This is a genomic window from Aulosira sp. FACHB-615 (assembly GCF_014698045.1).
Taxonomy (GTDB): Bacteria; Cyanobacteriota; Cyanobacteriia; order Cyanobacteriales; family Nostocaceae; genus Nostoc_B.
Map to the genome: position 1 here is coordinate 332,874 of NZ_JACJSE010000007.1, position 21,535 is coordinate 354,408.

The following is a 21,535-nucleotide window of genomic DNA, read 5'->3' on the forward strand; positions in this document are numbered from 1 at the left end:
TCGGAGAGGGGTTGGGGAGAGGTTCATCAAATTTACGTTGGCATTATTCAGTACTATTAGGGTTGTCAATGCTCACCTTAAAAAATTTTTCCACAGAAAGCAACACAAAGGGGAAAATAGCTAAAGACTATTGACTGATGACCATTGACTAATGAGTAAAAACTGGTTTCGCATTGGGTTAGTGAGTATCTTTTTACTCTCACTCGCTGTCAGGTTTTGGGGACTAGACAGGTTTAACACCTTAGTCTTTGATGAAGTTTACTACGCTAAGTTTGGAAATAACTATCTTACCCATGTTCCGTTTTTCGATGGTCATCCACCATTGGGAAAACTGATCATTGCTCTCGGTATATGGCTGGGTAGCCATGTAAAATTTTTGTATGAGAGTATGAATGGACTTACGGGTTCACTGCGATCGCCTTGGGATTATCGTTGGATTAATGCTTTTTTAGGTTCATTTATCCCTTTATTAAATGCTGGGATTGCTTATCAACTAAGTTCACGGCGTAGCTTTGCTTTAATTGCTGGGTTATTTACGGCTGTTGATGGCATTTTTATTGTTGAATCCCGCTATGCTTTGATTAATATATATATCGTAATATTTGGGTTATTAGGTCATTGGTTGTTTCTTTTAGCCTTAAATCATCAAAAACAACAACGTAAATTATTTTTAATTATTGCTGGTATTGCTTTTGGTTGCTCAATTGCGACCAAGTGGAATGGTTTATTTTTTCTAGCAGGTGTTTATGGTTTGTGGCTATTTGCTTGGATATGGCAAATAATCGGCAAAAAAATCAATCATAATTCTGAAGAAATTCATCAGCAGACTGAATCACCACTACAAAAGCTCACTCAAATCTATGCTTGGCAAATAATATTATTTTTAGGAGTTATCCCACTTATTGTTTATAGCTTGATTTGGATTCCCCATTTACAACTAGATACCAAATATGGATTTATTGAAGTCCACAAGCAAATTTTGAGTTTTCATGAACGGTTGGGGGGAAATAATGCTAACGTGCATCCCTACTGCGCTGCTTGGTATAAATGGCCGTTGTTAATCAGACCAATGGCATATTATTACAAAACTGCCTACAGTATTCATGAGCCATTGCCTGTTTTGGGGCCAGATTTACCTGCGAATGCTGGAAAAATTATTTATGATGTTCATGCAATGGGCAATCCTTTTTTATGGTGGTTTAGCGTTGCTGCCATGTTATTTTTAATCGGAATGCTCATTGTTTCAATGGTAATGTTTTTGCAGCAAAAAAAACAATTTACCTTACCGAAAAACTTTACTGTCGATACCTGGATTGCTTTGTACCTAGTGGTAAATTATGCCACTAATTTAGTACCTTGGATGAGAGTATCGCGCTGCGCGTTTATTTACCACTATATGACGGCTGTGGTATTTGCATTTCTCGCGATCGCTTGGTTTGTAGATCAATGCCTACGGAGTTATTATTATCCATTGCAGGCGATCGGTGTCAGCCTTTCTGTAATTATTTTGGTGGCTTTTGTGTTTTGGTTGCCGATTTATTTAGGTTTACCACTGAAAATCGAACTTTATCGCCTCAGAATGTGGTTTAACTCTTGGATTTAAAGTTATTTCGCCTTAATATACCTCTAACCTATCATCTGTTACCTCTAACCTTCTTAATACTGCTACATATATGCAGGGTAACTAATCACATTTTTTTACCAAAAAACTGGGTCTAAAGCCCCGTCTTTCTAGGACGGCTTTTCTTTAACTTCCGAATAAATTCCCTAAGTACATCATTCTGAGTGCGATTTGTCTCTAAGCAATACTCCACAAGTGTTTCATATTCTTCTTCTGAACATCTAATAGAGTTGGATTTATCTATGAGAGAATGGCGTTGCCCATCTTGCCAATCCGTGAACGCAAGGGATGAGAACCCATCTCAAGTGATTGAAATGGTTGGGGCATCAACCATCGGGTTAGGTGATGTAAGTCGGGCTACGCCTGCAATCGCTGTTTGAGCCTAGAATCCCCGTGCTTTCACGCCTGGGAGTATGTCAAATTTCTTATCTGTATTTATCGAGCCTGACTGTTAGACTGAAAACGCAAGTTAAGCTAAAAATCAGGCTAAGTAGCACAACTGAGGTAGCAAAAAATTAAGTATCGAAATATCATAAATGATGAAGAAAAATAAAGAAAGATTTTATAATTCATCATTCTATTTTGTTACTGTAAGAATTTCGTAATTAATAGATTTATAGAATCACAATTATATCAGCTTACATTTAGGAAGTGTCAGAAAGTTATCCACACTATATGTAAAACCTATATAGAGCCTGCTTTTGATGCTCCCTAGTATATAGAGGGGAATCCTAATGGAATTGAATTTACAACTTCCTAGCATTAATGTTACTAGCTTAAAAGAAGCGCCAATTCATACTTCTCGCCAAATCCAGCCCCACGGAATATTGTTAGTTTTGGCAGAACCAGAATTACAAATCTTACAAGTGAGTAATAATACCTGGGCTGTGTTCGGGATCGAACCCGAAGCAATGTTACAAAAGAAACTGGAAGATTTATTAGACTCTTATCAACTAGAAAGAATTAAAGCAGGGTTAGCCGAAGCTAATTTAGAGTTTATCAACCCGACCAAACTTTGGTTCCGCAAGAAGGGTGATGAATATATAGTTTTTGATGCAGTTTTTCACCGCAACTCAGAAGGCTGTTTAATTCTGGAACTAGAACCAACATTTTCCCAAGAAAACATCCCATTCTTAAGTTTTTACCATCTAGCGAAGGCTTCTATTAACCAGTTAGAAAAAACTTCAAACCTGCGGGACTTTTGCCAAATCATTGTTCAAGAAGTGCGGAAGGTAACTGGTTTTGACCGGGTAATGTTATATAAATTTGATCATGATGGACATGGTTCAGTGATTGCCGAAGAAAAGCTAGAAACCCTAGAGCCTTATTTAGGTTTACATTATCCTGAATCAGATATTCCTAAACCAGCAAGAAAGTTATTTGCATCTAATTCTATTAGAATTATCCCGGATGCCAAAGCCGAACCAGTACAACTGATTCCCGCCATCAATCCAGTTAGTCAGCGTTCTGTAGATTTAACCAATTCTATTTTGAGAAGTGCGGCATCTTGCCATCTGGAATATTTACATAATATGGGTGTGGGTGCTTCTTTAACTATCTCCTTAATTAAAGACCAAAAACTCTGGGGATTGATTGCTTGTCATCATCAAACACCAAAATTTGTCTCCTATGAATTGCGGAAAGCCTGCGAATTTTTAGGACGAGTCATATTTGCAGAAATTTCTGCCAGAGAAGAAACAGAAGATTACGACTATCGGATGAATTTGACACATATTCAATCGCTGTTGGTTGAATATATGTCTCAGGAAGAAAACTTCATTGATGGTTTAGTTAAACATCAGCCGAATTTATTAGATTTAACCAGCGCCCAAGGTGCGGCTGTTTGTTTTGGCGATCGCTGTACACTTATAGGTGAAACTCCCGCCGAAGAAGACTTGAATTTCTTGGTACAGTGGTTAAAGAATAACGTCGATGAAGAAGTATTTTATACTAATTCTTTGCCCCAAGTTTATCCCGATGCGGAGAAATTTAAAAACGTTGCGAGTGGTTTATTAGCAATTCCCATTTCTAAACGCAATTATGTTTTGTGGTTCCGTCCTGAAGTCATTCAGACAGTGAATTGGGGTGGTGATCCTCATAAAGCATTTGAAGTTAGCCAAACAAATGGCGATGTCCGCCTGTGTCCCCGCAAATCTTTTGAATTGTGGAAAGAAACAGTCAAACTGACATCTTTACCTTGGCAATATGTGGAAATTAAAGCCGCATTGGAATTGCGAAAAGCAATTGTAAATATTGTCTTGCGCCAAGCCGATGAACTGGCTCAATTAGCCCAAGATTTAGAACGTTCTAACGCCGAATTGAAAAAATTTGCCTACGTTGCTTCCCATGACTTGCAAGAACCACTCAATCAAGTGGCGAATTATGTGCAGTTATTAGAGATGCGTTATAACGAAGAACTGGACGAAGACGCGAAAGAATTTATTGGCTTCGCCGTTCAGGGTGTGAGTTTAATGCAGACTTTGATTGATGACGTACTAGCATACTCCAAAGTTGATACTCAAGCGATCGCATTTCAACTAACAGAAGTCGAAACCGCCTTAGAACACGCCCTCAGCAACTTACGACAGCGCATTGCTGAAACTGGTACGGTAATTACTTATGATCCCTTACCCACAGTCATGGCTGGTAGTACCCAGTTAATGCAGTTATTTCAGAACTTGATTGCTAACGCCATCAAATTCCGTAGCGACAACCCACCCCGCATTCATGTAGGTGCAGAAAGATTAGAAGATGAATGGTTGTTCTGGGTACGCGATAATGGTATCGGTATAGAACCCAAATTTAGCGATCGCATTTTTGTCATCTTCCAACGCCTACACACCAGAGACGAGTATCCTGGTACGGGTATGGGTTTAGCTATATGTAAAAAAATTGCCGAATGTCATCGAGGTCGCATCTGGGTAGAATCACAACTTGGTGAGGGAGCTACCTTCTACTTTACAATTCCAGTTGGAGGGCGCGAGCGTGAGCGTAGAAACGGAAGACAAGCCCAAAACCATCTTTTTGGTCGAGGATAATAAAGCCGATATCCGCTTAATTCAAGAAGCATTGAAAAATAGCGCAGTCCCGCACGAAGTCGTGACAGTCAGAGACGGCGTGGATGCAATGGCCTTTTTACGCCAAGAAGGTGAATACGCTGATGCTCCCCGCCCCGACCTGATTCTGCTAGATTTAAACTTGCCTAGAAAAGATGGTCGAGAAGTTCTAGCAGAAATTAAAAACGACCCACTCCTGAAACGTATCCCCGTAGTTGTGCTGACAACCTCAAAAAACGAGGATGATATTTTTCACAGCTACGACTTACACGTTAACTGCTACATTACAAAATCTCGCAACCTCAGCCAACTCTTCCAAATCGTCAAAGGTATCGAAGATTTTTGGCTATCTACCGTCACCTTACCTTCAGAGTAATTAGATGGGTGTAAGGGTGTAAGGGTGCATGGGTGCAGAGGAGAAATTTACCCTACTCCCTACTCCCTACTCCCCACTCCCTACTCCCCACTCCCTACTCCCCCTTCCCAGGGCTTGAAATAAAAAACTATGGCTGGAAGCTTAGTAAAAATCTTGTTAATTGAAGACAATCTGGCAGAAGCTAGGTTATTGCAAGAGTTTTTGCAGCAAGCCGACGCTAAAGAATTTGTGCTAGTTCATGTCAAGCGATTACAAGAAGCAATCAATAAACTCAAAAGCAGCGATTACGACATCATATTACTTGACTTGACTCTACCCGACAGTCAAGGATTATCATCTTTGCCAGTCTTGATTAATTGTGCGCCCAGCGTGCCAATTGTGGTACTCACAAATACTAACGACGAAGAACTAGCGATTGAAGCAGTCAGAGAAGGAGCGCAAGATTATTTAGTCAAGCGCCAAGTCAATGTTCATACCTTAGTTCGTTCTATCTGTTATGCGATCGAGCGTAAACAGCTTTTAGAAACATTACGCCAAGTTAATCAAACATTACAAGTACAAGTTAAAGAAAGTACCGCCGAACTAGTGAAAGCTAACGAAATTAACCAGTTCAGATCAGAATTAGTTTCCATGCTTTCTCATGATATTCGTCAACCGCTAAATACTATCCTCTTAGCCGCCGGATTACTTCAAAATAACGAAGATAAATTAACTCAAGAAAAAAAACGCAATCATTTACAAATGATTCGCGCAGCTATTAAGAACATGGCGCGAATGTTAGACGAAGTGTCTGTAATTGATAGGGTTGACTCTGGGAAATTTCCCTGTGACCTTGAGCCATTAGATTTAGAAGGATTTTGTCGCCAATTAGTTTATGAAGCGCAATTAAATATCAAAGAAAAAAATTTAAATCTGGTATTTACCAGTTATGGAGAATTAGCTGAAGCAGTTTGGGATGAAACTCTACTACGCCACATTCTAGGCAATTTATTAGGCAATGCCATTAAATATTCTCTACCTAATGGCAAAATTCAGTTTGAACTAATTAGCCAAGAAAACTCCGTCATGTTCCGGTTTCAAGATTGGGGAATCGGTATCCCGAAACAAGACCAAAAGCGGATGTTCCAACCTTTCCAACGTGCCGAAAACGTCGGGGGAATTCCTGGGACTGGCTTAGGTTTGGCAATTGTAAAAAAGTGTGTCGATGCCCATAACGGCGAAATTATGCTCAACAGCGAGGTAGGAGTCGGCACAACTTTTATCGTCACTCTACCTTTGATTAAGCTGTAAACGCCAAAAAAGTCTGTTAAACTATCGCCAAATCATTCCATCAATTAATATAGGGAAAAAATATGGCATTAGGTAGATTAGTTAACGGACAATGGACAACTGTCTGGACAGAACGGAATGAGAAAGGCGAATTTCAGCGAATGCCAACACAGTTTCATCATAAAATTACCGCAGATGGCGCTAGTGGATTTAGAGCAGAAGCCGATAGATATCATTTGTATGTTTCTTTAGGTTGTCCTTGGGCGCATCGCACTGTTTTATTACGTGCTTTAAAAGGGTTAGAAAAAGTGATTGGTCTTTCTATCGTTGACCCTGTAATTAGTGAACAAGGATGGAAATTTTCGGATAAACAAGGATGTATTCGAGACAAAGTTAACCAAGCTGATTATCTTTGGCAAATTTACACCAAGGCAAATCCCACTTATACCGGAAGAGTTACCGTTCCAGTACTGTGGGATAAACATACAAACAGCATTATCAATAATGAATCTCGGCAAATTATCCAAATATTAAATACAGAATTTAATTTCTTTGCTGAGAAAATGGTTGATTTTTATCCCAAATCCCTACAAGCTGTCATTGATAAAACCATTGATGCTATTTACCAGCCGATCAATAATGGTGTGTATCGCGTTGGTTTTGCCACAACCCAAACGGCTTATGAACAAGCCATGAAAGAATTATTCTTGGCTATGGAACATTGGGAAAATGTTTTAGGTAAACAGCCATATCTCTGCGGTGAAGAAATTACCTTAGCCGATTGGTGTATGTTTACGACTTTGTTTAGATATGATTTAGCATATTATAGCTTGTTTAAGTGTAACTTGAAGCGGTTAGTGGAATATCCCAATCTCTGGAATTATTGCCGGGAGCTATATCAATATCCTGGTGTGAAACAATGGTGTAATATTAGTCATATCAAACAACTGTATTATGTAGGTCTACCAGAATTAAATCCGAGTGGAGTGATGCCAGTAGGCCCGATAATTAATTTTGACTTACCTTATAAATGCCGCGATCGCCAAATCTAGATATTTTACTCAAGTCTCAAATATATGCCAAATCAAGATGTCACCTTTTTTCGCATATTTGGTTCTATATTTGCGGGGATTGGTAGTATTTTTTTGATCACAGGTATCATCATTGCTATAGATACTCGCAGTTTCTCCAAAAATTCTATCCCCGCCCAAGGAACTGTGATTAACGTAGTTAAACATAAATCTAGAGATAGTAAAGGGCGTTCTTCTACTATTTATTACCCAGTCATCAAATTTACAGCAAATTCTGGTAAAGTAGTAGAATTTGAAGCTGGTAGCGGCAGTAACCCCCCAGCATATTCTCCAGGACAACAAGTAAAAATTCTCTACAATCCCCAAGAGCCAGAATCTGCTGCAATTCACTCTTGGTTTGATTTATGGTTTTTACCTACAATGTTTATTGGTATGGGTTCACTGTTTGTTGTAATTGGGGGAATCCCATTAATAAAATCATTCCTACCTAGAAGCTAAAACAGAGAGCGATCGCTGATAATATTAATCTTAACTTTTCACATTATACGTAACTTGCACTAACCCTGAATCATAACTTTTCACATTTCGCAACTCCAGTTTTGTAGCGATACTTGAGTCCTTAATAATTAATGGAATCCCACTGCCTAAAATAATGGGATGAATTGAGAGAATTATCTCATCAATCAAATTATGCTGTAAAAAATAATGAATTGTCTGCCCTCCGCCAACTAACCAAATCACACCACCACGAGATTGACGTAAATTTGTTATAAAATTAACCCAATCATCATTGATAAATATTGCGTTATTCTCTGCTTTACCTTGCAGAGTATGAGAAAGTACAAAAACTTCTTGTTCACTGTATGGATATTCATCAAAACCCAGTACTTGCTGATAAGTCTTGTGACCCATAATTAATGTATCAACTTCAGCAATAAACTCAGAGTAACCATAGTCTTGGTCTGTAAATAGCCAATCTATTTCCCCTGATTCTCTAGCAATATATCCATCAAGGCTAGACGCAATAAATAAACTAATTTTTCGCATAAAATTTGTATAAATTTAATAGTATGGGAGAAAATTATAAATTTCACTATCAATTAGTTAGCCATCCAAATAAACCATATATTATTTTTCTACATGGTTTTATTGGTCAGCTAGATGAATTTGACGAAGTTATACAACTTCTGGGTACAGAATTTTCTTATCTCACTGTTGACCTTCCCGGACATGGTAAAACTCAAGTATTTGGTGAAGATAAATACTATAACATTGAACAAACTGCTCAAGCATTAATTAATTTATTAGATGAATTGCATATACCCAAATGCTTTTTAGTTGGTTATTCAATGGGTGGAAGATTAGCCTTATACCTAACTTTATATTTTCCTGAGCGTTTTGACAAAGTTATCTTAGAATCAGCATCTCCAGGTTTAGTTACAGAACAAGAACGAATAGAAAGAATTAAAAAAGATGAACAAATAGCCAGAAAACTCTTAAGATGTGTTTCTAAGAGTGAATTTCGAGAATTTTTATTAAACTGGTATAATCAGCCAATTTTTGGTTCTATCAAAAATCATCCAGGATTTGACAGAATGTTAGCCAGCCGATTACAAAATCAACCGCTTGAGTTAGCTAAATCACTCAGAATTATGGGGACAGGTAGTCAACTGTCGTTATGGCATAAACTCGAAAAGAATACAGTCTTTTTGCTTTTACTAGTAGGTCATAATGATGATAAGTTTATCAATATCAATACAGAAATGGCGATAAAATGCCCATTTGCTCAATTAAAAATAATTAGTAATTCTGCTCATAATATTCATTTAGAAAATACTCCAGAATTTGTGCAGTATATTCAAGACTTTTTAGCAGGATAATTAAATTTATAGCCTGTTGATGTAAAAAATATCTGCGTCCATCTGTCTTGAAAAGTTTGCTCAAGTCGGCAGAGCCGCCCACGCAACTTTTCGCTGCGTCTATCGGCGGTTAATTACTCTTTATTTGTCCAGGAATATCTTTAAGACCAAATTTTTTGCAGATTGATGACAAATCCAGATAATACATTTTCACCAGAAAGAACTTGAGGCGATTTTAAAACTTCCACCTCTCGTCCTGGACGATATATTTCTACTTCTTGTTGCTTGCGATTAAATAACCAACCTAATCGGCAGCCATTTGCCATATATTCAGTCATTTTAGCTTGAATTTTTGCCAAAGAATCAGATGGTGACATAATCTCAATGACAAAATCTGGACACAAGGGAATAAACCTTTCTCTTTGTTCTTTACTCAAAGCATCCCAACGAGATTTTTCTACCCAAGAAACATCAGGAGAACGGTCAGCACCATTTGGTAAAGTAAATCCAGTAGAAGAATCAAAAACTTCTCCAGCTCGTGTTTGTTCATTCCACAAAGCGACTTGCAGAATTAAATTAACATTACTTCTGCCTGTTTCTCCTCCCGTTGGGGGCATAATAATTAATTCTCCCTGAACATTGCGTTCTAATTTTAAATCTGGATTTTCTGTACATAGGCGGTAAAATTCCTCTCTTGTGAGTTTAATTACAGAATCAAGATTTAATGTTATTGCTGTCATTGTAAGACTACCATTTTTAATCATTGACTGAAAAATTCAAGACAGATAACGCATCTTCATATTAACATTAAAGGGAGTTTACTTAAGGAGTTGGTGCGACATTTACTGATGTTGATTGATTAGCTGCGGCTAATTCTTCTTTTAACATTTTCTGATAAATCTTAGGTAAAGAACTACTGATAGAATTTGTTTCAATTCCATATCCTAAACTTGTCCAAGTCGGAGATAAACGGCGTAAAACATCATTTATTTTGCCTTGACGCAAAAGTTTAGAAATATCCACACCCCAAACTTGATTATCGTTTAACCAACGATAAACTACTACATCTTGAAATTCTGGTTCAAAACTATAAGAAGTCCAAAACACCATTCTCGCTGGGCTGGGATGATATCGGGGTGCGATATTAAACCAAGTAGTATTGATAATTTGATATCTGCCCGCAGCTGTAGAACAATTACCTGTGTTTGGCCCGGTAACGATAGTGACGCAGATTTCTGGGTGACGACTTAAGTCTGTAACTTGTTGTCCACCATACAACAGAGAGTAGGGACGGTTCCCATTAGCTTCGCTGGCGGAAATGGTTCGCATCAAGGCGCGGATATAGGGGTCGCCGCCTTTCATAACTAGCGGTGGTTGATTATCATTAAAGACAGGATCAGAAGGCGATCGCAAGTCTCCAAAGATATACCACTGTAACAAGCATATAAAAGCCAGTAGCGCCGCGATCGGCCCAATTAATTTTTCAACCCCTTTCAATTCAAACTTTTTCAGAATCCGACTCCTCACTTGACTTTCTTCAATACTAACTAATGCAACACTGGTTACATTTCTCACGATTATGGTGTACAAGTTTGAACAATTAACCAGAACGGAGGTTGAGTCAATGCTGGGAATTACACTCAAAGAAACCAGAGTTTACCGAGAAATTAAAGAAGAAGGACGTGAAGAGGGCAGAGAACAAGGGCGTGAAGAAGGTCGAGAACAAGCAACAGTTAATCTGATTCTTCGATTGCTAAGTAACCACGCAAAATTAATTACAGTCATTGCGAGCGAAGCGAAGCAATCCCAGCCCTTGCGATTGCTTCATTTCGCTTCGCTCCATTCGCAATGACTTTGTGTAATTAATTATGTTTAACTACTTAACCAAGCGGTTTGGCGAATTATCGGAAGAAATGCGCTCTAAGATTGCTGGTTTGCCTTTGCCTGTTCTGGAAGAGGTAAGCGAAGCATTGTTAGATTTTACTAATTTGGCTGATTTACAGGCTTGGTTAGACAAGCGATAGATGAAACTCAGGAGCGATCGCCTTTCATGCACTCCAATTCTAAATCCGAACTAAACAACCCAAAAATCCTAGTCGTACAATAAACTAAATAAAGTACGTAACCGATATTTACGTACATTTTTTACGTTTTTGAGGAACTTATGACCGCAACTTCTCCCCGATTAAAGCACGAGGTTAAAGACCTCGCCCTCGCTCCCTTGGGAAGACAGCGCATTGAATGGGCTGGACGGGAAATGCCAGTTTTACGGCAAATCCGCGATCGCTTTGCCCAAGAAAAACCTTTTGCTGGGCTGCGTCTTGTGGCTTGCGCCCACGTCACCACCGAAACAGCACATCTAGCCATTGCGCTCAAAGCTGGCGGTGCAGATGCAGTGTTAATTGCGAGTAACCCCTTATCAACTCAAGACGATGTAGCTGCTAGTCTTGTTGTTGATCATGAAATTCCCGTTTTTGCTATCAAAGGCGAAGACAACGAAACCTATAACCGCCACGTCCAAATTGCTTTAGACCACCGTCCTAACATTATTATTGATGATGGTAGTGATGTGGTTGCTACCCTAGTTCAGCAGCGTCAACATCAAATTGCTGATTTAATTGGGACAACAGAAGAAACCACAACCGGAATTGTGCGTTTACGCGCGATGTTCAAAGATGGCGTTCTCACCTTCCCGGCTGTGAATGTTAACGACGCAGACACCAAGCATTTCTTTGATAATCGCTACGGTACAGGACAATCAACCCTGGATGGGATTATCCGTGCGACAAATATTCTCTTAGCTGGCAAAACTATTGTTGTTGCTGGTTATGGCTGGTGCGGTAAAGGTACTGCATTACGCGCCCGTGGTTTGGGTGCAAACGTGATTGTCACCGAAATTGACCCCATCAAAGCAATTGAAGCGGTGATGGATGGCTTCCGCGTTTTACCAATGGCTGAAGCTGCACCCCAAGGTGATTTGTTTATTACCGTAACTGGTAACAAGCACGTCATTCGCGGTGAACATTTCGATGTTATGAAAGATGGTGCGATCGTTTGTAACTCCGGTCACTTTGATATCGAACTTGACTTGAAATATTTGGCTAGTCAAGCTGAAGAAATTAAGCTAGTCCGCCCCTTTACCGAACAATATAAACTGAAGAGTGGTAAATCAGTGATTGTTTTGGGTGAAGGACGCTTAGTCAACCTCGCCGCCGCCGAAGGACATCCTAGCGCGGTAATGGATATGAGTTTTGCAAACCAAGCCTTGGCGTGTGAATACTTGGTGAAGAATCAAGGTAAATTGGAACCTGGTTTACACTCGATTCCTACTGAGGTAGATCAAGAAATTGCGCGGTTGAAGTTGGAAGCTATTGGCATTTATATCGATAGCTTGACACCAGATCAAATTGAGTACATCAACTCTTGGACTAGTGGAACTTAAACTCAGCGTTAAAGTTTAAACGCTAGTATATGTTGACGGGATAGGTTCGCCTATCCCGTTTTAATTTTTGCCAACACCTTGAATAATTAACTCCATCGTCTGACTAATAAAGACTTGGCATTGCTGAATCAAGAGATGAAATTTCATGGACTCAAACATAAAACGCCTTGTCGCGTCTGTGCCTCTGTGTGAGACAATTCATCGTTTAAATTGCAATCATTTACTAACTCTTGAAAATTTCCATGAGCGATAATGTTTCAATCCCTAATAGGGATTAGTTTGAATTGCAATCCGAACGAGACGAAGCTATCTTGCGATCGCAGGTTTCAATCCCTAATAGGGATTAGTTTGAATTGCAATTACGCTGGCAGGTAAATTACTGGGTGAAAATGCAGTTTCAATCCCTAATAGGGATTAGTTTGAATTGCAATTGCGGTACGCACAGATAAGCCTAATACCAGCGAAATGGCGGGTTTCAATCCCTAATAGGGATTAGTTTGAATTGCAATATTACATGTGGCACGGCGATCGCTTGTGTCAAAGTTTCAATCCCTAATAGGGATTAGTTTGAATTGCAATTTCGACTTTTGTTTGCCTTTTGGTAATCCGCCTTCGGTAAGTTTCAATCCCTAATAGGGATTAGTTTGAATTGCAATTAATCGTATCCCTTTGTTATAGTTGAGAAAAGTAGTTTCAATCCCTAATAGGGATTAGTTTGAATTGCAATATCTTAATCCAGCACTACCACCCTCCAATTCCCACCTGTTTCAATCCCTAATAGGGATTAGTTTGAATTGCAATTATCGTGGCGGAGTCGGGCGAAACTCGTATGAGCATTGGTTTCAATCCCTAATAGGGATTAGTTTGAATTGCAATAAAAAGATCAGCGATCGCTGTACAAATATACAAATGTTTCAATCCCTAATAGGGATTAGTTTGAATTGCAATCCTAGTGGTTCTATCTCTTTTTCGCGTAGTTCAATCGTGGCTGTTTCAATCCCTAATAGGGATTAGTTTGAATTGCAATCTAGTTCCTGGTTTACGGTTCCCTCTTTAATCCACGTTTCAATCCCTAATAGGGATTAGTTTGAATTGCAATGCTTATGTAGGTTTAGCGGCTTCCGCAAAAGGCACAGGTTTCAATCCCTAATAGGGATTAGTTTGAATTGCAATCTAGGAATTCCATTCTTATAGGTTCCTAATTCATTGTTTCAATCCCTAATAGGGATTAGTTTGAATTGCAATGCTACAGCGGAGGATTTTGTAATCTATGCACAGACGTTTCAATCCCTAATAGGGATTAGTTTGAATTGCAATCTAACTGCTGAGTCTGGTAAGGATTTAAATTCATAAGTTTCAATCCCTAATAGGGATTAGTTTGAATTGCAATCCACCTAGAAGAAAAGCAGCACAAAGATATCAATCTGTTTCAATCCCTAATAGGGATTAGTTTGAATTGCAATGTGACAAACTCGCCTAACCCATATATAAAATCGCTGTAGTTTCAATCCCTAATAGGGATTAGTTTGAATTGCAATTCTAGGAGTCACGCCGCAGGTGCTACGATTTCGGCTAGTTTCAATCCCTAATAGGGATTAGTTTGAATTGCAATTCCATTAGCCCTACCATATCTTTCCGCGTCATCAATGTTTCAATCCCTAATAGGGATTAGTTTGAATTGCAATTCTTTTCGTAGGCTATTTGGCATTTAGCGCCGCCTAAATCGTTTCAATCCCTAATAGGGATTAGTTTGAATTGCAATCCTAGAGGTAAAAAACTTGTAGTGGTTGAATACTTTGGTTTCAATCCCTAATAGGGATTAGTTTGAATTGCAATCGTTCCAATGAAGGTCAATTATCTTTATTTGGCGGGTTTCAATCCCTAATAGGGATTAGTTTGAATTGCAATCTCTTACCGGGTCACCAGGAAACAGCAGCGCGTTTCAATCCCTAATAGGGATTAGTTTGAATTGCAATACTCCACAATTTCCAAACTCTGAACAATTGAAATGTTGTTTCAATCCCTAATAGGGATTAGTTTGAATTGCAATAATCTAAAATCTGTTTTTGAAAATCCTTACCGATTTGAGGTTTCAATCCCTAATAGGGATTAGTTTGAATTGCAATTTCAATAATTGTTTTTGTAGTGAGAATTTTTTGCTGTTTCAATCCCTAATAGGGATTAGTTTGAATTGCAATTGCGCCTGATTGTTAATTACTTGATTGCGTTCATTAGTTTCAATCCCTAATAGGGATTAGTTTGAATTGCAATCGATCACCAGAACGGGCTTTTTTGGAAGTAGCAAGTTTCAATCCCTAATAGGGATTAGTTTGAATTGCAATAGTATTGTTTGACGGGCAACCGTGGAATCCTTTGCGTTTCAATCCCTAATAGGGATTAGTTTGAATTGCAATTCGTGAATCACTCTCCCTAGAAACTGTCCTTGGTTGTTTCAATCCCTAATAGGGATTAGTTTGAATTGCAATTAAAAACAAAAATACCGCAAGTTTTAGAAAAATTAGTTTCAATCCCTAATAGGGATTAGTTTGAATTGCAATAAATTAGAGCTAATATACGCCTTATTCAGTTTCAATGTTTCAATCCCTAATAGGGATTAGTTTGAATTGCAATTTAAATTGCGTCTACCTTTTACTAGATTACTATCAACAAGTTTCAATCCCTAATAGGGATTAGTTTGAATTGCAATCGGACTATCTTTATTTGCTCCAGGGTATAAGTATAAGTTTCAATCCCTAATAGGGATTAGTTTGAATTGCAATCGCGGGAGCCGGAAAAGCTTACTATATTTAGTTTTCAAGGTGCGGTTTCGCGGATGGGATAATTTTAACATGGTGGAATGTCAATTGATTTACATGAAATCGCTGAAACTCATACTGCGTAAGGTGCGCGGACGATTTTAATTAAATTTTTCTGCAAAACCTTACTCTCCAAGGAATCCAGCCATTCTGATTCAAGGGCGATTTTGTACACCCACCCATCCGCGCATTTTGACTAATTTTGTAGTACTGTTCAGATCCCTGACTTTTTCAAAAAGTCGGTGATCTATTAGGAACAACATTGGATTTGCATAAAAAATACAGTACACCAAAAAAATCCTCTTTCCTACTCCCAGCCTTTAAAGATAATTTCAAAAATCAAGCCAGTTCCTACAATTGCTGCTGAGTTAACTTTCGCGGCGGCGGTGGTTAGCGGCTTGCAATAACAAAGACTCAGCAAAAGCGATCGCCTCAACTTCTCTTAAGATAGAGGATTATGTATTGTCTGTGCTAAAGCAGTATTAGGTAGTAATCAACTGCAAGTAATGTTTTGCCACAACTCGGCTACTACAAATCTCGACAAGTGACCCACATTTGTTGTCGCAATTACAATATCTGGAATTCCGAGAACTATTGCTTGAGCCACTAGAATCATATCACCGTCAATCGTTTTGTCACCTGCTGTTGGCTGTCCTTGCTGACGAGCTTGCGCCCAAAATTCAGCTGCTTGACGCATTGCAGTTGTTGTCAGTGGCAAATACTCAAGAAATTTAGCTAAATTATCTAGACGAGCAATACCTTTGGTCTTATTCGCTCGTAATAATTCGCGGCGCACCTCGTAATCTGCAATCTCTGGAATAATAATACGGCTTCCCAATGTAACATGAGATTGGAGCCATTGAGTACAAGCAACACCCTCATTAGAAAGCTTGGGATTGGTAACTAAACCAAGCACTCCTGTATCTAACACAATAACTCGACTCACCAAGTTATACCTTTGAGCTCAGACGGAAATAACTTGCGTTCTGACAGCCGATCATTATCTAAAGCATGAATCAAATATTGACCTGTTTCCTGCTGTTCCTCTCCATCCTCATCATCTATCCACGACTGAAGTAAGTTAACTGCTTGGGCTTGTTTTTGCTTCAGTAGGATAGAATTTGTCAAAAGCTGCAATGCTAATGCTTCTACTGAAAGCCCTTGCTGAGTGGCTTCTTGTGCAAGATACTGTTCTAACTCTGGTGAGAGATTAAGGGTTAATGTCATACATTCCTAATTTTGACTACTATATGCAGGTGCGTTAAATTTCATGGTCAACTTTCGCGGCGGCGGTGGTTAGCGGCTTGCAATAACAAAGACTCAGCAAAAGCGATCGCATCTGTGGCAGATTTACCCCCAGCTAACTGCGCTAGTTCTTCCCGGCGCGTACTAATATTATCTAAATAAGTAACTCGGACAACGGTACGCTGTTCTGTGCTGCCATTGTTAGCTTTTTTACCTTTACCTTGGGTAATAATTTGCTTATCTACCCGGAAATGACGGTCAGCCATTGCTGCTACTAAGGGTTGGTGCGTCACGCACAATACTTGATGGTGTTGACCGAGTTGGTATAATTTTTCAGCGATCGCTTGGGCAACTCTCCCAGAAACACCGACATCGATTTCATCAAATACCAATGTTTCGGCGGAGTCTGCTTGCGAAAAACAAGCTTTCAGTGCTAGTAAAAAGCGGCTCATTTCCCCACCAGAAGCAATTTCGGTCAATGGTTGCAATGGTTCGCCAGGGTTGGGACTGAACACAAAGGTAATTTTATCTGCACCCGCCGCCGTGGGAACGATGGGTACTATTTCCACTTGGAATTGTACTTTTTCCATCGCCAGGGGTTTGAGTTCTGCAATCAACCGCGACTCTAAATTATTCGCAGCTTGACGGCGCAGTTTAGTTAACTTTTGACAAGCTTGGGTCAGTTTATCAAAACAAGTTTTTTCTTGCTGTTCTAAACTTTCAATCGATTGTTCACTGTCGTTGAGTTCGGCTAATTCTTGTTGGATACGTTGATAATAAGCGATCGCTTCTGTGAGTGTCGGCCCGTACTTGCGGCAAATTTGCTTTAATTCTCGGATTCTTTCTTCGACTTCTTCCAATCTTTGGGGGTCAGCTTCTAAACTATCCCCATAAGCGTTAATTTGTCGTCCAACTTCCACAACTGCGGTTTGAGCATCTCTCACTAATTCTAATAATGATTGCAGTTGGCTATCATATTCCACCATATCGTTTAAGGTGGCTTCACTATCTCCGAGTAAGTCGGCTGCGGCTGGTGTATCACCGTCGTTTTGATACAAAGCCTGATAGATTTTGTAACTCATCTGTTGCAAGTCAACAACGTGATTTAAGCGTTCCCGTTCTTGGGTCAGTTGTTCTAATTCTTGCGGTTCGCTGAGGTTGGCGGTGGATAATTCCTGCACTTGATAAGTCAGCAAGTCGAGTTGTTGCAGACGTTCCCGTTCGGATGTGCGGCGTTTTTCTAGAGCAAGATGGGCTTGTTGGTAAGCATGATAAGCTGTGGCAATCACTTGACGCTGATGAATTAAAGCATCGCCACCATACACATCTAACCATTCCCGGACTTGGGCTGGTTGTCCAACTTGGACTGTTTGACCTTGGGCGGTAATTTCCACGAGGCGATCGCGCAATCCTACCATGATTTGCCGATTCACTAATACACCATTCACCCGCGATCGACTGCGGATATTACTACCTGTGGCGGTAATTTCTCTACTAATTACTACTGAGTGATCATCAATTAAATCGATTTCTTGTTCCGTTAACCAAGCGGCTAGGGCATGATGAGATTTAAAAGTGGCTTCTACCATTGCGCGGGTTGTGCCAGTGCGGATAACGCGACTGGAAACTTTACCACCCAAGGCTGCATCAATCGCATCTAAAATAATCGATTTTCCCGCGCCGGTTTCACCTGTCAAAACATTTAACCCAACGCCAAATTCTAGTTCCAGTTGGTCAATCAGGGCAAAGTTTTCTATTCGCAGACCAAGCAACATCAAGCTTCTCCCTCGTTAGTGCTGAGTGCTGAGTTTTGAGTGCTGAGTGTTTTGTTAGCCAGAATAATATTAATAATCAAAAGTGCCGTAGGCGCTCATTGCCCTGACTCAGCAACGCCAGTTGCTACAACGGAGGGAACCTCCGCAACGCACTGGCTCCTCAGCACTTTCTACTCAGCACTTAAAATGGAACTAGTACGTTTTCAGTGTAGCAAACCTAGCCTTTGCCTCTGCTGGTGTAAATAAATATTTTGAGTCTTAGTAGCCACAGCTATATTATGCGGAAAATGCTAATTAAGCTGATCCCCAATTTTAGGGATGTGGACAGCAAAACATATTGTTACAATACTTAACATGTTTCATTTGACTGGTGGCTTTCTTCATGATGGTTAAGACACTTCCCCCAACCTCCCAAACGATTGAGGGTGAAATATATAAGACTGAAGTAGTATCAGACAATGGTACACCAGCTTTAGTTGTGCGATCGCCCAATCGGCTGATTCCAAGTACCGAACCGGAAGCAGTGAAATATAACGCCGCAGAAATAGCGGAACATTATCAAAGCCGACCTCTACAGGTTTTACAACGAATTATTACTGTACTGCGTCCGACCTTGGCTTTTTTCTTCGGTTTGTGGTGGGACAGCAAACGCGGAGTCGTCATCAAAAATGACCGTCGTCGCGCTGTGCAGTTACGGGAGTTATTAACGCGACTAGGGCCTGCTTACATCAAAATTGGTCAAGCCTTATCTACCAGACCTGATTTAGTTCCGCCGACATATTTAGAAGAACTAACCAGACTCCAAGACCAGTTACCGCCATTCCCTAATGAAATTGCTTACCAGTTTATTGAAGAAGAACTGGGCGCACCACCAGAAGAAATTTATGTAGAATTATCCGCACAGCCCATTGCCGCCGCTTCCTTGGGACAAGTTTATAAAGGTAAACTGAAAACTGGTGAAGAAGTTGCTGTCAAAGTGCAACGCCCGGATTTAAGAGAAAGAATTACGATTGATTTGTATATTTTGCGCCGCATTGCTGGTTGGGTACAAAGAAACGTCAAACGAGTGCGGAGTGATTTAGTTGGTATTTTAGATGAATTAGGCGATCGCATTTTTGAAGAAATGGATTATATCCATGAAGGTGAAAATGCCGAGCGTTTCTTTCAGTTATATGGTCATATTAGAGACATATATATCCCGAAAATTTACTGGGAATATACCAATCGTCGTGTACTGACGATGGAATGGATTAACGGTACAAAACTAACGCAAGCAGCCGAAATTGCTGCCCAAGGTATAGATGCACGTTATTTAATTGAAGTTGGGGTGCAGTGTTCGCTGCGGCAACTTTTAGAACATGGCTTTTTCCATGCTGACCCCCATCCAGGGAACTTGTTAGCCACACCCGATGGAAAATTAGCCTATCTCGACTTTGGGATGATGAGCGAGATTCAGCCGCCCCAGAGATATGGTTTAATTGAGGCGATCGTTCACGTAGTCAACCGTGATTTTGAAGGTTTAGCACAAGATTACGTCAAACTAGACTTTTTAACACCAGATACAGACTTAACCCCAATTATCCCCGCATTTGCCAGAGTATTTGCTGATGCTCAAGGTGCGAGTGTCGCCGAACTCAACATTAAAAGCATCACCGATGAACTCTCAGCTTTAATGTATGAATATCCCTTCCGCGTTCCTCCCTACTACGCTTTAATTATTCGCTCCCTGGTCACTTTAGAAGGAATAGCAATCTTTATTGATCCTAACTTCAAAGTTCTCAGCGAAGCTTATCCTTACGTTTCCAAGCGCCTGTTAACCGACCCCGCACCACAACTGAGAACATCACTGCGAGATTTACTGTTTAAAGAAGGCAAATTCCGGTGGAATCGTTTAGAAAACTTGTTACGAAATGCGCGAAATAATGAAGATTACGACTTTAATTTAGTGTTAAATCAAGGTTTAGATTTTCTCTCTTCTGAACGAGGTGCATTTATTCGTGACAGATTAGTAGATGAATTTGTCAACGGAGTTAACGCTGTCGGTAAAAACGTGATGCACAACTTCACCTATTTACTGCGCGAACAGGTAGGTTTAACAGCAGTCAACGAAACACCAGCCGCCACAGTCGAACAACAGCAGACCTTAGAGCATATCAAAAATATCTTGAAAATTCTGCAAGAAACCCGTGGCTTTGACCCCATGCAAATGGCTCCTCAGTTGGCTCAATTATTATTCAACCCTGGCGTGCAGCGTTTAGGTCAACAAATCGGGACACGTTTAGTTCAAAAATCTTTAGCACATCTAATTCGGGAGTTATTAGCAGCAGAAGATATCGAACAAATCAGAACGCCAAGAGCAGGAATTAAAGCTTAACTCGCATATACGCCATACACTCCATAAATCCTGTAGAGATGTTGTTGGGACTTACGCAACTGGCATATTGTTTCTGTAGGGTGTGTGACGCAACGAGAAGCTTTGAACGTAGTCATAACATTGGTAGCGTCACGCACCAACTACCAATTGTGACACTTACGTAAGTCCTGGTTGTATGGCCATCCTATTTGATTTGTGAAAATCGAGAGGCGCAGATCCCCGACTTCTTCAAGAAGTCGGGGATCTTTTAGTTCAATAATTATTTATAACTGCTATGTGATACCAATTTGAAAAATGATTGCGACAAATGGGTTACTGAAAAGCTCACCAGTAAGCAATTTCCCAATCCAAAATCCAAAATCTAAAATCCAAAATGGTATGAGTAAGACTTTTTAAGCTTGCCAAAGATATAGAAGCGAGAATAGAAAAACCCAAACAATATCAACAAAGTGCCAAAACAAAGTAGCAGCACTCACCCCAAAGTGACCTTTTTCATAGTTACCTGGAAGGAAAGAACGAACCAGCATCGTAATTTGAAGAATCACACCAGTCAGAACGTGTAGACCAAACAGGGCAAAGCAAAGCCAGACGAGCAAAAATTTTGATAAAAGTTGACGAAAACCCAGATTGGACGGATGCTCAAATAGCCGGAGAAATAGGGTGTTCATCAG

General features: G+C 39.9%; 15 protein-coding genes, 3 pseudogenes and 1 CRISPR repeat array. Of the genes and pseudogenes, 11 read left to right on the forward strand and 7 right to left on the reverse strand.

The window, feature by feature from the left end; genetic code table 11:
* The first annotated feature begins 151 nt into the window (after positions 1 to 151).
* From H6G77_RS14820 to H6G77_RS14845, 7 genes and pseudogenes are all read left to right on the forward strand, one after another.
* Complete coding sequence (locus tag H6G77_RS14820; RefSeq protein WP_190669802.1) at positions 152 to 1,603, forward strand: dolichyl-phosphate-mannose--protein mannosyltransferase; 1,452 nt, start codon at positions 152 to 154, stop codon at positions 1,601 to 1,603.
* Positions 1,604 to 1,845: 242 nt separating this feature from the next.
* A pseudogene (locus H6G77_RS36600) lies at positions 1,846 to 2,001 on the forward strand (RNA-guided endonuclease TnpB family protein); the annotation flags it as partial.
* A 354-nt stretch (positions 2,002 to 2,355) separates the two neighbouring features.
* The gene (locus tag H6G77_RS14825; RefSeq protein WP_190871936.1) at positions 2,356 to 4,659 is read left to right on the forward strand and encodes an ATP-binding protein; all 2,304 of its coding nucleotides are present in this window, start codon (positions 2,356 to 2,358) and stop codon (positions 4,657 to 4,659) included.
* Positions 4,607 to 5,053 carry a response regulator gene (locus H6G77_RS14830; RefSeq protein ID WP_190669795.1) on the forward strand — a complete coding sequence of 149 codons (447 nt, stop codon included), beginning with the start codon at positions 4,607 to 4,609 and terminating at the stop codon, positions 5,051 to 5,053. The genes H6G77_RS14825 and H6G77_RS14830 overlap by 53 nt, the downstream gene beginning before the upstream one ends.
* A gap of 129 nt (positions 5,054 to 5,182) precedes the next feature.
* Entirely contained in the window at positions 5,183 to 6,343 is a 1,161-nt protein-coding gene (locus tag H6G77_RS14835) for a hybrid sensor histidine kinase/response regulator (RefSeq protein WP_190589734.1), read from the forward strand.
* A 62-nt stretch (positions 6,344 to 6,405) separates the two neighbouring features.
* Positions 6,406 to 7,374, forward strand: a complete 969-nt coding sequence (locus tag H6G77_RS14840; protein WP_190589733.1) for a glutathione S-transferase family protein — start codon at positions 6,406 to 6,408, stop codon at positions 7,372 to 7,374.
* Between the two features lie 24 nt (positions 7,375 to 7,398).
* Positions 7,399 to 7,851: a DUF3592 domain-containing protein gene (locus H6G77_RS14845; protein WP_190589732.1), complete on the forward strand. Its 453-nt coding sequence runs from the start codon at positions 7,399 to 7,401 to the stop codon at positions 7,849 to 7,851.
* Positions 7,852 to 7,881: 30 nt separating this feature from the next.
* Here H6G77_RS14845 and H6G77_RS14850 read toward each other — a convergent pair whose 3' ends face one another.
* Positions 7,882 to 8,400 carry a dihydrofolate reductase family protein gene (locus H6G77_RS14850; protein ID WP_190669788.1) on the reverse strand — a complete coding sequence of 173 codons (519 nt, stop codon included), beginning with the start codon at positions 8,398 to 8,400 and terminating at the stop codon, positions 7,882 to 7,884.
* Positions 8,401 to 8,423: 23 nt separating this feature from the next.
* Here H6G77_RS14850 and menH point away from each other — a divergent pair, with 23 nt between their 5' ends.
* The gene (gene menH / locus H6G77_RS14855) at positions 8,424 to 9,233 is read left to right on the forward strand and encodes a 2-succinyl-6-hydroxy-2,4-cyclohexadiene-1-carboxylate synthase (protein ID WP_190871937.1); all 810 of its coding nucleotides are present in this window, start codon (positions 8,424 to 8,426) and stop codon (positions 9,231 to 9,233) included.
* A gap of 140 nt (positions 9,234 to 9,373) precedes the next feature.
* Here menH and H6G77_RS14860 read toward each other — a convergent pair whose 3' ends face one another.
* Both H6G77_RS14860 and H6G77_RS14865 read right to left on the reverse strand, forming a co-directional pair.
* Positions 9,374 to 9,952, reverse strand: a complete 579-nt coding sequence (locus H6G77_RS14860) for a Uma2 family endonuclease (RefSeq protein WP_190589729.1) — start codon at positions 9,950 to 9,952, stop codon at positions 9,374 to 9,376.
* A gap of 82 nt (positions 9,953 to 10,034) precedes the next feature.
* A complete protein-coding gene (locus tag H6G77_RS14865) occupies positions 10,035 to 10,688 on the reverse strand; it encodes a glycoside hydrolase (RefSeq protein ID WP_396019787.1) in 654 nt (217 codons plus the stop codon).
* Between the two features lie 94 nt (positions 10,689 to 10,782).
* On the opposite strand from H6G77_RS14865, the pseudogene H6G77_RS36605 reads away from it, so the two are divergent.
* Together H6G77_RS36605 and ahcY are read left to right on the forward strand one after the other, a co-directional pair.
* Positions 10,783 to 11,224: pseudogene (locus H6G77_RS36605) on the forward strand (DUF4351 domain-containing protein); the annotation flags it as partial.
* 152 nt (positions 11,225 to 11,376) lie between these two features.
* On the forward strand, positions 11,377 to 12,654 hold the full coding sequence (gene ahcY, locus H6G77_RS14880) for an adenosylhomocysteinase (RefSeq protein WP_190669780.1): 1,278 nt from the start codon (positions 11,377 to 11,379) through the stop codon (positions 12,652 to 12,654).
* Positions 12,655 to 12,834: 180 nt separating this feature from the next.
* A CRISPR array of direct repeats spans positions 12,835 to 15,434; the repeat unit is 37 nt; unit sequence GTTTCAATCCCTAATAGGGATTAGTTTGAATTGCAAT.
* Positions 15,435 to 15,963: 529 nt separating this feature from the next.
* Here the strand turns inward: ahcY and H6G77_RS14885 are convergent.
* From H6G77_RS14885 to recN, 3 genes are read right to left on the reverse strand one after another with little or no spacing between them, the layout of a single operon-like run.
* Entirely contained in the window at positions 15,964 to 16,416 is a 453-nt protein-coding gene (locus H6G77_RS14885) for a PIN domain-containing protein (RefSeq protein ID WP_190589726.1), read from the reverse strand.
* Positions 16,413 to 16,697, reverse strand: a complete 285-nt coding sequence (locus H6G77_RS14890) for a hypothetical protein (protein ID WP_190589725.1) — start codon at positions 16,695 to 16,697, stop codon at positions 16,413 to 16,415. The genes H6G77_RS14885 and H6G77_RS14890 overlap by 4 nt, the downstream gene beginning before the upstream one ends.
* A 47-nt stretch (positions 16,698 to 16,744) precedes the next feature.
* Positions 16,745 to 18,490 carry a DNA repair protein RecN gene (gene recN, locus H6G77_RS14895; RefSeq protein ID WP_190871938.1) on the reverse strand — a complete coding sequence of 582 codons (1,746 nt, stop codon included), beginning with the start codon at positions 18,488 to 18,490 and terminating at the stop codon, positions 16,745 to 16,747.
* 382 nt (positions 18,491 to 18,872) lie between these two features.
* On the opposite strand from recN, the gene H6G77_RS14900 reads away from it, so the two are divergent.
* Positions 18,873 to 20,864, forward strand: coding sequence for an AarF/ABC1/UbiB kinase family protein (locus tag H6G77_RS14900; protein WP_190589723.1), 1,992 nt, complete (start codon positions 18,873 to 18,875; stop codon positions 20,862 to 20,864).
* Positions 20,865 to 21,256: 392 nt separating this feature from the next.
* Here the strand turns inward: H6G77_RS14900 and H6G77_RS14905 are convergent.
* Positions 21,257 to 21,496, reverse strand: a pseudogene (locus H6G77_RS14905) (cytochrome c oxidase subunit 3); the annotation flags it as partial.
* Positions 21,497 to 21,535: the final 39 nt, after the last annotated feature.

Excerpts from the sequence above, each read along its gene's own strand:
- H6G77_RS14850 (WP_190669788.1), bottom strand. The coding sequence starts at position 8,400 with ATGCGAAAAATTAGTTTATTTATTGCGTCTAGCCTTGATGGATATATT.
- H6G77_RS14890 (WP_190589725.1), bottom strand. The coding sequence starts at position 16,697 with ATGACATTAACCCTTAATCTCTCACCAGAGTTAGAACAGTATCTTGCA.
- H6G77_RS14845 (WP_190589732.1), top strand. The coding sequence starts at position 7,399 with ATGCCAAATCAAGATGTCACCTTTTTTCGCATATTTGGTTCTATATTT.
- H6G77_RS14900 (WP_190589723.1), top strand. The coding sequence starts at position 18,873 with ATGATGGTTAAGACACTTCCCCCAACCTCCCAAACGATTGAGGGTGAA.
- H6G77_RS14860 (WP_190589729.1), bottom strand. The coding sequence starts at position 9,952 with ATGACAGCAATAACATTAAATCTTGATTCTGTAATTAAACTCACAAGA.
- H6G77_RS14840 (WP_190589733.1), top strand. The coding sequence starts at position 6,406 with ATGGCATTAGGTAGATTAGTTAACGGACAATGGACAACTGTCTGGACA.
- H6G77_RS14835 (WP_190589734.1), top strand. The coding sequence starts at position 5,183 with ATGGCTGGAAGCTTAGTAAAAATCTTGTTAATTGAAGACAATCTGGCA.
- ahcY (WP_190669780.1), top strand. The coding sequence starts at position 11,377 with ATGACCGCAACTTCTCCCCGATTAAAGCACGAGGTTAAAGACCTCGCC.
- recN (WP_190871938.1), bottom strand. The coding sequence starts at position 18,490 with ATGTTGCTTGGTCTGCGAATAGAAAACTTTGCCCTGATTGACCAACTG.
- H6G77_RS14820 (WP_190669802.1), top strand. The coding sequence starts at position 152 with ATGAGTAAAAACTGGTTTCGCATTGGGTTAGTGAGTATCTTTTTACTC.
- menH (WP_190871937.1), top strand. The coding sequence starts at position 8,424 with ATGGGAGAAAATTATAAATTTCACTATCAATTAGTTAGCCATCCAAAT.
- H6G77_RS14825 (WP_190871936.1), top strand. The coding sequence starts at position 2,356 with ATGGAATTGAATTTACAACTTCCTAGCATTAATGTTACTAGCTTAAAA.